Here is a 12,831-nt window from a genome sequence, read left to right on the forward strand (position 1 = left end):
ATACATTTGCGTGGTAAATTGTTACACTCATAAGTAACCACTTTGATGTCAGGTAGCCATGTCGGACCAGGGTGTTGCCCAAGCCATCGTTACCCCGCCTCGCTCAGTGACGGCGGCGGTGAAGCGTTTGTTGCGTCCGCTGGTCAAGCTGCTGCTGAACTATAGCGTGCAGTACCCTGCACTCGCCAACCTGCTCAAGCTGACCTATGTAGAAGTGGCGACCGCAATGCCCGTTGATGGCAAGGATCAGACCGATAGCCGGGTCAGCCTGCTCACAGGCATCCACCGAATGGATGTCAAACGGCTGCGTAATGAGATCGTCAGCGGTCACGACGAACCCCCGCTGTCCGTATCCATTGGCGCACAAATCGTGGCCCGCTGGACGGCCTACCCAGAATACCTGGACAACAAAGGCCGTCCCCTGCCTCTGCATCGACTCGCCAGTACCGGNGGCGCCATGAGTTTTGAATCACTGGTGCGCTCGGTGACGAAGGACATTCGACCACGCGCGGTATTGGACGAATGGCTCCGGCTNGGGGTCGCCCAGATCGACGAACTCGGCCGCGTCATACTGCTTACGGATGCGTTCATCCCGAGTCATGGATTGGACGAAAAACTGTTCTACCTCGGTAANAACGTGCACGATCACATTGGCGCATGCACGCACAATCTGACCCGCCTCAATGAACCTCCGCTGCTGGAACGAAGTGTCTATTACGATCGCTTGAGCAAGGATTCGACCCTGATTCTGTCCGCCTATGCCCGCCAACTTTCCAGCCAAGTGATGCAGGCCTTCAGCCAGAAAGCAATGGAACTGCAGGAACGCGATCACCAGAATGCCCAGGCTCACTACCGGGTGACCTACGGCCAGTATTATTTCCAGGCCGACGAACAGGAAGAATTGGGCACCAAACCATGAAGTTCTGGCACCAGGCCCTGCTGGGGTTATTGGCCTTCACGCTGGCCCCGGCGCTTCATGCCGCCAATCCTTGCGAGTCAGGTGGCTCGCCCATCATGCACGATGGCAATGGTGCCGGCGGTACCGGCTTCCGACCGGAAGGAACTGATGGGACCGGACAGGGCGGGACCGGCCTGTCCCCTGACAGAAAGCCAGGCGGAGACGGCAGCGGCAGCGGCGGTATGGGACACACGGTTGAAGTTGACGGGGTCATCACTGGATTCGCCAGTATCTGCGTGAACGGTCTGGAGTTGCATTACCTCCCGACCACGCCTGTCTTGATCCAGGGCAAGTCGGGCTCTCCCAAAGACCTGCGCGTAGGCCAGGTCGTGCGTGTGCGCGCACAGGGGCAAGGCAGCCAGCTCTCCGTCGAGCGCTTGCATGTCAGACACCTGCTGGTTTCCCCATTGCAGCAGCTCGGGTTGGATGGGATACGTGCGCAAGGACGCAATATCAGCCTGAGTCCCAATGCAGTGTTACCGAATGGCCTCGTCCCGGGCGTCAAAGTCGCCGTCAGCGGTTTTGCGGGTGTGCGTGGACACGTTGTCGCCACGCGTTTGGATGTTGTGCCGGACGATACGCCTGACAGTCTCAGCGGCGAAGTCCAACGCAACGCGCAAGGCGAGTTGACGGTGGAGGGCGTTGTGCTGAAGGGGCACCTGCACAAACTCGAGCCGGGCGACGTCGTCCGCGCCGAAGGCCGCTATGAGCAAGGCCGGTTGCAGGTCTCCCGATTCGAACGCGAGGAGCGCGGCATGCCGGTTGACCGCGTCGTCATACAGGGGCTGGTCAGCCATGCCAACAAGTCGGGAATCAACATCAACGGCCAGCACTTCCTGCTCGATTCGCAAACACGGATCAAACAGGCTCCTCCCCGTGCCGGNGGATGGGCAATAGTCGACGCCGTCCGTGCCGATGGCCAGCTCCGTGCCCGCGAGATCGAGGCGCAGCCCTTCCCGGGACATCCTCTCGACAAGCCACACCAGGAAGGGAGCCCCTTNTCCAGGCATTCCCGCCAGGACGATAAAACATTCCAGCAGGAGACGGAACACGATACGGGCGCGAGCAACGAGTCATCGACTCGGGAAGGTGTCGAGCAGCCAGAAAAACAAGACTCCCCGGTCTCATCGGAACAAGCCGAAAAACTCGAGCGCCCGGAGAAGATTGAACGGGTTGAAGCCATCGAACGTCCTGAGAAGATTGAACGTGTCGAGACGATCGAGCGCCCAGAAAAGGTTGAGCGCCCGGAGAAGGTCGAACGCCCGGAAAAAGTCGAGCGACCCGAGAAAATCGAGCGCCCGGAAAAAGTCGAACGCATGGAGAGAATTGAACGGGTTGAACGCCCCGAGCGCGACGATTGATATGCCTGAGCGATCCCAAGACCTTTTAATGCTTGGCATCGCAATCCTTTGCTGGATTTACGCCAAGCCCCGCATCCTGCGTTGGGCGGCCCCCGGATGTATTTGTCAAAACGGCAACGTTGGTCCGAGGATTCACGGAATGCGTCCTGTCTAAATCAGGGCGTTCTGGAACGCTCTACCCGGATAAACATGCGGGCGTGAACAACATGGCAATCAGCTAAATAGTGTTTTCGCATCGAAACAGCCCGCCCTTGCCAACGCACAGTTGGTCATTCCTCCATTAAAATCTCGGCCACCCGCTTGAAAGGTTGCCATGCGCCTTATTACCCCGATATGCACGCTACTGGCCACAGTTTGCTCGCCCGTCCAGGCCGCCGACGGAAAATTCAGCGCCAATCTGGGATTCGATTATTCATCCGGTAAATACGGTAGCCAAACCAAGACCGAAACATGGGCGTTGCCGTTAAGCCTGAAATATCGTACCGACGACTGGAGCCTGCGATTGTCGACGGCCTGGCTCCGCGTCAAGGGGGATGGAAATGTCACGCCGGAAGGCGACCCGCTCAATACGTCACGGACCACAGCGATTTCCGAGGGAATGGGCGATATTTCAGCCACCGCCACCTATAACCTTCTGGACGAACGAGCCGCATGGGTGGGGCTCGACATCAGTGGGAAAATCAAGTTCGGTACCGCCAGCACGGCAAAATCCCTGGGCACCGGCAAGAACGATTACACCCTGCAGGCCGAGTTCTTCAAACCCATCCTGAATCAATGGACCCCTTTTGTCAGCCTGGGATACAAGTGGAAAGGGGATCCTGAAGCCATCAACTATCGCAATGTCTGGCTGGGGTCGGTCGGCACCGATTATCGCGTCACACCGTCCCTGTCATTNGGGGGCAGCTACGACTGGCAACAAGCCGTCACCCGAACCAGCGGCCCCATCAGCGAGGCCATGCTTTANCTCAGCTATCGCCTGAATCCCGCCAACAAGCTGAATCTGTATGCAGTAGGCGGCTTCAGCCGGGCCAGTCCGGACTGGGGTTCAGGGCTCATTCTTTCTCATCGTTTTTGACTCTGCCCACCATGCTGATCGGCTTCGTCATCCTCTATCTGGTCATCTCCATCGGCGTCGGCATGTATGCCGCCACGCGCGTCCACACTGCCCGGGATTACGTCGTGGCGGGCCGTCATCTGCCGATCTATATCGTCACGGCCACCGTCTTCGCCACCTGGTTCGGCTCGGAAACCGTCCTCGGCATCCCCGCCACCTTCCTCAACGAAGGCCTGCACGGCATCGTGTCCGATCCCTTCGGCTCTTCGATGTGCCTGATCCTGGTCGGCTTGTTCTTCGCCCGCAAGCTCTACCGGATGAACCTACTCACGCTGACCGACTACTACCGCAAACGCTATGGCCGCAAGGTGGAAGTCATCACGGGCGTGGCCATCATCATTTCCTACCTCGGCTGGGTATCAGCCCAGATGACCGCGCTCGGTCTGGTATTCAACATCCTGTCCCAGGGCGTCATCACGCAAACCCAGGGCACCCTCATCGGCGCTGCCATCGTGCTGCTCTACACGCTATACGGCGGGATGTGGTCGGTGGCGCTGACCGATTTCTTCCAGATGAGCATCATCGTCGTCGGCCTCTTGTACATCCTGTATGTGGCATCGGATATGGCGGGCGGACTCGGCCACGTGGTCCAGCATGCCGCGCAGAAAGGGCAGTTCAACTTCTGGCCAGAGGCCAACAGCAAGGATGTCATCGCCTTCATCGCCGCCTGGATCACCATGATGTTCGGCTCCATCCCTCAGCAGGACGTATTCCAGCGCGTGATGTCCGCCAAGAGTGAAAACATCGCGGTCGCCGGTTCGGTCATGGGCGGCAGCTTCTACTTCTTCTTCGCCTTCGTGCCGCTCACCATCGCCTATTCCGCCACGCTCATCGACCCCGGCCTGGTCTCGGGTCTGCTGGACAAGGATTCGCAGATGATCCTGCCGCAGCTCATCCTCAACCACATGCCCGTCTTCGCCCAGATCATGTTCTTCGGCGCCCTGCTCTCGGCCATCATGAGCACGGCTTCAGGCACATTGCTAGCGCCCGCCGTCACGTTCTCCGAGAACATCATCAAGCCCTACCTGCCACACCACAACGACAAGACCCTGCTCCTGACCATGCGCGTGGTCGTCGTGGGGTTCGCCGCCATCGTCACGACGTTTGCACTGTATTCCGACGCCACCATTTACCAGATGGTGGAAAACGCCTACAAGATCACGCTCGTGGTCGCCTTTGTCCCGCTTGTTTCAGGCCTGTACTGGCAACGCGCCTGCAAGCAAGGCGCCTACCTTTCAATCGCTCTGGGCCTCGCGGTCTGGCTGCCCATGGAAATCTGGCTGCCGGAAGGCACGGCATTGCTGCCGCCGCAGTTTGCGGGTTTCCTGGCGAGCGTGATCGGAATGATCGTCGGCTCGCTGGCGCCCCGGCACGTCGGTGGCCGGCACGCCCAGCATCGCCATGGCGATCCGTCCTTCGACTGATCGTACAGCCCCTGTTTGAATTCCACCCGCCGGGGCCAGGGCCCCCTGTCGCAGCAACCTGGTCTGCAAGCCTGCTGCGTCGATTTTTTACATTTCTTCTTTTTCTTACCTCGGCTGGTCGCCGCATACGAATGTAAGTATTTGTAAAACAAGAATAAATAAAAACACACTTGCTTCTGGCATGCACAATGCTTATTTGCTTTCGAAAGCAACACGACGACATCGGCAAGTAAGACGTGTGGTTGTGACGCTCGGAAAAGGTACGGGCACGGCGGGTAGCCATGCCAACCTCAGACAACCTTCGGGAGAACATCATGATGAAAAAATCCTCGTTAGCCTTGGCCATCTCCGTGATGGTCTCCGGCCCCGCCTTCTCGGCGGCGTTCGTGAATGGCGGTTTTGAGACCGGCGACCTCTCTGGCTGGACCCAGGGCGGTGGCTGCTGGAACAGTAACAACTGTGCCAGCAACGTATACGTCCCCTATACGGGCGGCGCTTTGCCGACCGCCCCGCAATACGCCGGCGGCACGCCCGTCAACACGATCATGAGCGCGGGCACGGATCCCTACACCGGCCAGAACACGGTCTATAACGGCAACTACTCGGTGCGGGTGAACAACTCCATCAATAACTACTCCGTCTCCACGATTTCCCAGAGCGTCGCCAACTACACGGACAACGACATCTACTTCCAGTGGAACGCCGTGCTGGAATCCTCGCATGGCCTGAACAACTCCGACTACTTCTCCCTGACGCTGACGGACAACACCACCAACACCGTCCTGCTCACCCGCTCCTTCAGTTCCGCTTCCGCGCCTGCTACTTTCACCTATTACAACGGCTGGTATGGCAGCGGCTGGCAGCTTGAGCATATCGACCTCACCACTGCAGGCGCCGGCGGCACCAGCATCGTGGGTCATGACCTGACCCTGTCGCTGCTTGCCTCCGACTGCCCCTACGGCGGTCACGCCGGTTACGTGTACCTGGACGGCTTCGCGCCGACGATCCAGCCTCCCGGCCCCAACCCCACCCCCGAGCCCGCTACCCTGGCCCTGCTGGGTCTCGGTCTGGCCGGCCTGAGTGCAGCGCGTCGCCGCAAGGTCGCCTGATCCCTGCAACAGCCGGAAAAACGGCGGCCTCTGGCCGCCGTTTTTTGCTGCCTAAAATGAGCGCTTTGATCCAAGGCCGGCACCGTGACCAAGCAGAACATACTGACCCGAGGCAAGAAAGCCCAGGCCAACCAGCTGGCCCTGAACGGGCGCTTCGAGGAAGCGTGTACCTTGTACCAGGCTGTAAGCAAGACCGATCCCAGCGATGTGGAAGTCTGGGCCAAGCTGGGCGCAACGCAATATCGGCTTGGCCGTTACCCTGAAGCCGAAGCGAGCGCGCGCCGGGCGCTCAAACTTGCCNNCCCTCTGGCTTTTGCCCAGCACACCCTGGCGCTCGCCCTGCAAGGCCAGGGCAAGCTGGATGAGGCAGCCGCGCTCCTGGAGCACGCCCTGTCACTGCAGCCGAACTCTGCGGAAGCGATCACCAATCTCGCCCGGCTGCGGGAACAGCAGGGGCACGTACAGGAATCATTCGAGCTCTACCACCGCGCACTGGATCTGCAACCCGACTCCGCCTACGTACATGCCAAGCGCGCCGAACTGCTGGAAAAAGCCGGCCGGGTGGAGGAGGCAGAGGCGATCCTGGCCCGCGGCCTGGCCCGGGAGCCTGGCCATCCCATCCTTAACCTGGTAGCCGCCCGTCTGGACCGGCGTGCCGGCCGCCACGCGCAGGCGGTAACCCGGCTGGAAAGCATCCTCAACCTGCCGGCAGCCCAGGAGAGCCGCGCCGAGATCCATCTGCTGCTTGGTCAGCTCCACGATCGCCTGGGCAACACGGACAAGGCCCTGCCCCACCTGATCGAGGGAAAGCGCCGTGTCGCACTGGCCACCGATCCCAACGGCCAGAGCCGCAGCCGCTTTCTGGCCCGCGTCGGGACCGCCCGCGCCTGGATGAGCGACGATCTGGCGACACCNCCCTCTGCCGCCGTCCAGGACAGGACCCCGATTTTCCTGGTCGGCTTTCCACGCTCAGGCACCACGCTGCTGGAGCAGATCCTGGACAGCCACCCTCGCCTGCAGACCCTGGAAGAGAAACCCATGGCCGAGGTGCTGGAGCAGGCGTTTCTGAACCTGACCGGTGGCGGACCCGGCGCGCTGGCCAATCTGTCGGAACCACAACTCGTCCATCTGCGTGAGGTCTACTGGACGGAGGCGGAACGCCTTCTGGATCGTCAGCCTGGCACGTTGCTGGTGGACAAGCTGCCGCTCAATATCGTGCGCGTCCCTTTGCTGTGGCGGGTCTTCCCCGAAGCCCGCTTCATCCTCGCCATCCGCCATCCCTGCGACGTTGCCTTAAGCTGCCTGATGCAGAACTTCGGCCACAACGATGCCATGGCGGGCCTGGTCAGCCTCGACAGCATCGCGCAGATCTATTCCCGGGTCATGGGAAGCTGGCTCGACTACGCAGCCCGGCTGCCCCTGAACTGGCATCAGGTGCGTTACGAAGACCTGATCACGAACCTGGAGGACGAGGCGCGCTCGCTGCTGGATTTCCTGGGCGTGGGCTGGGATGACGCTGTGCTCGGTCACACCCGCCATGCCCGGGAACGCGCCCTCATCAACACGCCCAGCTACCATCAGGTCACCCAGCCGATCTACCAGCACGCACGATATCGCTGGAAACGCTATCAGAGCGCTTTCGCCCCCATCCTGCCCACCCTGCAGCCGTTCATCCAGCAATTCGGCTACAGTGAGGCCGGCTCAGTCGCTGAAACCTCAGCTTCACAATGATCGTCGAACGTACCTGCCATCATCGCCATTTGATCGTTGTTCCGCCCTCTACAATAAACATCCCCATTTCGACCCCAGACCGTGGCGAAGAAAAACATCCTGACCCAGAGCAANAAAGCCAAGGCCGACAGCCTGGCCCTGGCAAATCGGCTGGAGGAAGCGCTGATGCTGTATGCCAGCGCCTGCAAAACCGACCCTACCGACGTGGAAGCCTGGGTCAAGCTTGGCACGACCCAACGTCGTCTGGGCCGCTACGCCGAGGCCGAAGCCAGCGGGCGGCGGGCGGTGCTGCTCGCGCCGAATCAGACCTTCGCCCACCATACCCTTGGCGTGGCATTGCAATGTCAGGGCAAGCTGGAAGACGCCATGTCGTGCTACCGCCAGGCGATCCGGCTCAAACCGGACTATCCCGATCCGCACTACCTGCTCGGCAACGCCCTGCTGCAATCAGGCCAACTACACGATGCCGAATCCAGCCTGCGCCAGGCGCTCGCGCTGCGGCCCACCCAGTTTGAAGCGCTGAGCGATCTGGGCGCCCTGCTGCTCACCCTGAATCGGATCGACGAGGCAGCTCACTTCCTGCAACGGGCTCTCGGACACCGACCCGACAGTATCGAGGTTCTCGCCAACCTGGGCAGCCTGNNAAGGAAAAACGGGGACATGGACGGCGCCCTCGAATGCTACCGGCAAGCGTTGTCGCGACGCCCGGATTCGCCGGACGTTCTGGCCAAGCAAGGCGAACTGCTCGAGCGACTGGGGAACCTCGACGAAGCGGAAGCGGCCGTGACACGCGGGCTGGCTTCCGCGCCCGACCATCCCCTTCTCAATCTGGTGGCAGCCCGCCTGGATCGGCGAAACGATCGCCTGGCCGAGGGTGTGGCCAGGCTGGAGCGCATCCTCGACCACCCCATGTCCCTGGAAACGCGCTGCGAGATTCATTTGTTGCTCGGGCAATTGCATGACCGCATGGGCAATACGGAACAGGTCATGCCGCACTTGAGCGCAGGCAAGCGCGGTGTGGATCAGGCCACCGATCCGGACGGCAGCAGCCGCGCCCGCTTTCTCGCCCGCATCGATCAGGCCTGGACGTGGCTGGGCAGCGAAGCATCCGGACTCGATCAGCGGGAACCNCCTCCTTCGGAAGACACGCCGATTTTTCTGATCGGGTTTCCACGTTCCGGCACGACCCTCCTCGAACAGGTTCTTGACAGCCATCCGGCCTTGCAGGCCCTGGAAGAGAAGCCCATGGTGGCGGTAATGGAGCAGGCTTTCCTGGCGTTGACCGGCGGCGGAAGCGGCGCGCTGCAGGCGCTCAGCGAGGCGCACATTCTCGAGTTGCGCAGGCTCTACTTCCAGGAAGCGGAACGTCATCTGGTGCGCCGGTCCGGCAGCCGGCTGGTGGACAAGCTGCCGCTCAACATCGTGTCCGTTCCCCTGATCTGGCGGGTTTTTCCCGAGGCCCGTTTCATTCTCGCTCTCCGCCATCCCTGTGACGTCGCGCTGAGCTGCATGATGCAGAGCTTTGCCCACAACGACGCCATGGCCGGGTTCGTTAGCCTGGAAAACATTGCGGAAATCTACGCTCGGGTAATGGAAGCCTGGCATGAAACCACCGAGCGTATTCCGCTTCAGTGGCAACGCATTCGCTACGAAGACCTGATCACGAATTTCGAGCCGGAAGCAAAGAAATTACTGGAATTCATCGGTGTGGGCTGGAGCGATGCCGTACTGGAGCACACGCGTCATGCGCAGCAGCGGCTTGCCATTCAGACGCCCAGCTACCACCAGGTCACCCAGCCGATCTACCAGCACGCGAGATACCGCTGGAAACGCTATGAGGACGAATTCCAGCCAGTCATGGCAACCTTGCAGCCGTTCATTGAACGCTTCGGCTATCAGGAATGAGACCGCTGGCGTGCCACGCCGGATTCAGAAAGGCGCGGAGCCGAAGGCGGCGATGTACGGTTCGAGGGTAGGGGTCACCGGCGCGAACTCCACCGCGTAGTGCTGCCAGCGGCCCACCGAGGAGGCATACAGGGGCTGCGCCACCTGCGTGCGGCTGGGACTGGCGATGTGTTTATTCGCCGCGTGCTCGTGAAACCGCTTCACGTCATCATCCCAGGCCAGTCCCAGTGCGTCGAAGACGCGCCGGAAAGTCGGCTCGAACTGGATGACCGCATCTTCATAGTGGAACTCGATGACGTCCATCGTCAGCTGCGGCCGGATGTGCCGCCACCATGCCATCACCATGGCATAGAAGTCGGCCGTTCCTTGCCAGCTGAGCAGATGGACCGTCGCGGGCGACGGCACCATGAGCTGCATGAAACAGCTCAGGCAGACGTCGCGCGGATCGCGCAGGACGAATACCAGCCTGGCATCAGGGAAAACGGTATTGATCAGGCCGAGATCAAGCGTATTCAGGGTGAACTTGTCTACCAACCTGCGTTCCCNCACGGCGTCGCCAAAACGATCGCGGACACGATTCCAGTAGAACGCACGCAGGTGCAGGATGTCCGCATGGTTCAGTTTGCGCAGCTTGTCCGCCGTGCTCTCGCTCCCGCCGACCATCTGATGAAGCTCGCGCTGCATGGCCCAGACGAAATCGGCCTCGTCGGCGACGTGGACGCCGGAATGGGCACCCAATACCTCCTGGGCCAATGTGGTGCCGGAGCGGAAGAAGCCGACGAGGAAAACCGGCGGCGGCAACTCCGGCGGAAAAGCCGTGCCGGACCAGCGCCCCATGAGGTCGCGATCGAAACCCGCCGTGTTGGCCCGGATCATGTTCGGCAGCAGCGCCGGATTCTGCTGCGCATACTCGGGCAATGACGCGGACAGGTTGGCCGAGGCATGCAGATGGGAGAAGACCTGGTCGTACGCCTTGAGCTTGTCGAGCACCCGTGCCAATTCCTTGTGCGCACGGAACGCCTCGCGGGGTTCCAGCGGTGCGGCCAACGCGGTCTCCAGGCGGTCACGTGCCGCTTCGTTCAGCCCCGCATCGGCCTCCAGGCTTGCCAGCAGGATCTGCATCATGCTGTTCGCCGGCAACATTGCGGCAGCCCGCCGGCCAGCATCGAGCGCAGCCGCCGTCCTGTTCAACTGGGCCCGCGTCACCGCAAGCATCTGGAATACGCGAAACTCACTGTCGTTGATCGCGGCTGCCTGCTCGAGCAGTTCGTGCGCCCCGGCAAAGTCGCTCCACTGCTGCATTTGCTGGGCGATATCGAGCACCGGCTTGAGGTCGCCACGCTGGCGCGCCGTCTCCAGCAGGCGCCGTCCCGATTCGCGCAGGCGTTCGAATCCCTCCACCCGTCGTCCCACGCTGCACAGGGTCTGGCCCAGCCAGGACATCGCCTGGATATCCTCCGGATTCTCCCCGATCGCCCGCTCGAACCACTTGATGGCCTCCGGCACGTTGCGCGCCTGAAGTGCGGCGTAGCCGCGCTGCAGGGAACCGCTCATCGTCTTCCGCGCCCCGGCAGAACGGGAAAGCATCGGACCGGGCTCACCGCAAATACCCCTCGTGCTCGAGCTTCAGCAGAATCTGCTGCACGGCCTCATCAATGCCCAGACCCGTCGTATCGATCGCCAGCTCCGGTTTCTCAGGCACTTCGTAAGGATCGGACACCCNCGTGAACTCGGGGATCAGACCGGCACGCGCCTTGGCATACAAGCCCTTGCGGTCACGTGATTCACAGGTCTCGATCGGGGTGGCGACGTGGATTTCGACGAAGCCGCCGACTGCTTCGATCATGCTGCGCACATCGCGGCGGGTCTGGCGATACGGCGCGATGGGGGCGCAGATGGCGATGCCACGGTTCTTGGTGATCTCGGACGCAACAAAGCCAATGCGACGCACGTTGATGTCGCGGTGCGCCTTGGTGAAGCCGAGCTCGGATGAAAGATGGCGGCGGACGATGTCGCCGTCGAGCAGGGTGACACAGCGACCGCCCATCTCCATCAGGCGTGCCGCCAGCGCGCGNNCCAGGGTGGATTTCCCCGCCCCGGACAGGCCGGTGAAAAACACGGTGAAACCCTGGCGTTCGCGCGGCGGACTCTGCCGGTGCAATTCGGCAATCACTTCGGGAAAGCTGTACCAGTCGGGGATTTTCAGCCCGCTCTGCATGCGTCGCTGGAATTCCTCGCCGCTCAGGGTGAGCAAACGCGCGCCGGCAGGCGCTTCGGGCTCGGGTAAATACTCGGCACGGTCTTCCACGTACACCATGCGCGGATAGGGGATGAGATGTACCCCGATCTTCCCGGCCAGTTCCGTCACAGGCAGGTCGGCGTGCGTATGGATGAGGTCTTCACCCCGCCTGCAATCGCCGTCAGACTGATGCTCTCCGCCTGCGATCAACAGGCTGCAGCCGTAGTTGCGCGCAATGATGGCGCGCAGCAGCAGGGCGCGGGCGCTTCCCTCGCGCGGCGGGGCGGGCAGCAGCGACAACTGGGTCGTGGCAGCCGGGAAGCGTTCGCGAATGGCGAGAAAACTTCTCACCAGGCCGAAGTACGCCGGCGCCTCGGTAATATCTCCACCCACCTGCGGGTGCAGCAGCAGGTTGGCCTCGTTTTCGATCGCACTTTTGAGACAGAATTCGAATTGCGCGCGATGCATCGGCTGGCGCGCCTGCCAGGCCACCACCCGCCGCCAGCCGCGCCGGACAAACAGCGCACGCAGTTCGGCCGGGGTAGCGCGCAGACCGGAAAAATCAGGATGCGGCGGCAGGGCCACCCNCTCGATCGCCCCGCCTAGATGCCGGATGCCATCAGTCTCCCAAGCATCGCTGACGGTCAATATTGCAAGCATGAAACCTTCACCGTCGCGCAAGGCCACCCGGTCTCCCGATTTCAGGTCGGTGGCGGCTTTCTGTTTGCTGGCGAGCGTGACCGGCAGAGGCCAGAACGTGCCATCGTCGAGTTGGCTATCTGTTTCTACGCGCTCGCATTGCATACGCGTCATGAAGCCGGTGAGCGGCGAGTAGGCGCCCGTCAGCAGCATTTCAAGTTCGCACTGTTGCCGCCAGTCCAGATCGAGCGAAGGCAGGCTCAGGGCCTCCTGCTTGAGTGCGACACTTTTCGCGGGATCGATCAGATTGACGAGGGTTCCGCCGTAGGGTGCGATCAGTTGATTCACGAT

General features: G+C 61.6%; 8 protein-coding genes. 6 read left to right on the top strand and 2 right to left on the bottom strand.

Features of this window, described 5'->3' with window-relative positions; translation table 11 throughout:
- Positions 1–58: 58 nt before the first annotated feature.
- The 6 genes from HZY77_RS10235 (at position 59) to HZY77_RS10265 (ending at position 9,602) form a co-directional block, all read left to right on the top strand.
- Positions 59–919 (top strand): DUF6502 family protein, encoded by an 861-nt coding sequence (locus HZY77_RS10235; protein WP_296814291.1) that lies wholly within the window; start codon positions 59–61, stop codon positions 917–919.
- Positions 916–2,319 (top strand): DUF5666 domain-containing protein, encoded by a 1,404-nt coding sequence (locus tag HZY77_RS10240; RefSeq protein WP_296814292.1) that lies wholly within the window; start codon positions 916–918, stop codon positions 2,317–2,319. Before HZY77_RS10235 ends, HZY77_RS10240 begins: the two co-directional genes overlap by 4 nt.
- Before the next feature lie 1,086 nt (positions 2,320–3,405).
- Positions 3,406–4,857, top strand: coding sequence for a sodium:solute symporter family protein (locus HZY77_RS10250; RefSeq protein ID WP_296814295.1), 1,452 nt, complete (start codon positions 3,406–3,408; stop codon positions 4,855–4,857).
- A 314-nt stretch (positions 4,858–5,171) separates the two neighbouring features.
- A complete protein-coding gene (locus HZY77_RS10255; RefSeq protein ID WP_296814297.1) occupies positions 5,172–5,966 on the top strand; it encodes a PEP-CTERM sorting domain-containing protein in 795 nt (264 codons plus the stop codon).
- A gap of 84 nt (positions 5,967–6,050) precedes the next feature.
- Positions 6,051–7,697 (top strand): tetratricopeptide repeat-containing sulfotransferase family protein, encoded by a 1,647-nt coding sequence (locus HZY77_RS10260; RefSeq protein WP_296814299.1) that lies wholly within the window; start codon positions 6,051–6,053, stop codon positions 7,695–7,697.
- Between the two features lie 81 nt (positions 7,698–7,778).
- A complete protein-coding gene (locus HZY77_RS10265) occupies positions 7,779–9,602 on the top strand; it encodes a tetratricopeptide repeat-containing sulfotransferase family protein (RefSeq protein ID WP_296814302.1) in 1,824 nt (607 codons plus the stop codon).
- A gap of 24 nt (positions 9,603–9,626) precedes the next feature.
- Here the strand turns inward: HZY77_RS10265 and HZY77_RS10270 are convergent, their stop codons facing one another.
- Both HZY77_RS10270 and cysC read right to left on the bottom strand, forming a co-directional pair.
- Complete coding sequence (locus tag HZY77_RS10270) at positions 9,627–11,156, bottom strand: tetratricopeptide repeat-containing sulfotransferase family protein (protein WP_296814305.1); 1,530 nt, start codon at positions 11,154–11,156, stop codon at positions 9,627–9,629.
- A gap of 43 nt (positions 11,157–11,199) precedes the next feature.
- Complete coding sequence (gene cysC, locus HZY77_RS10275) at positions 11,200–12,828, bottom strand: adenylyl-sulfate kinase (protein WP_296814308.1); 1,629 nt, start codon at positions 12,826–12,828, stop codon at positions 11,200–11,202.
- Positions 12,829–12,831: the final 3 nt, after the last annotated feature.

Origin of the sequence: Thiobacillus sp. (assembly GCF_013693775.1) — a bacterium.
Lineage (GTDB): Bacteria > Pseudomonadota > Gammaproteobacteria > Burkholderiales > Thiobacillaceae > Thiobacillus.

Coding starts and splice junctions, on each gene's coding strand:
- HZY77_RS10250 (WP_296814295.1), top strand. CDS start 3,406: ATGCTGATCGGCTTCGTCATCCTCTATCTGGTCATCTCCATCGGCGTC.
- HZY77_RS10255 (WP_296814297.1), top strand. CDS start 5,172: ATGATGAAAAAATCCTCGTTAGCCTTGGCCATCTCCGTGATGGTCTCC.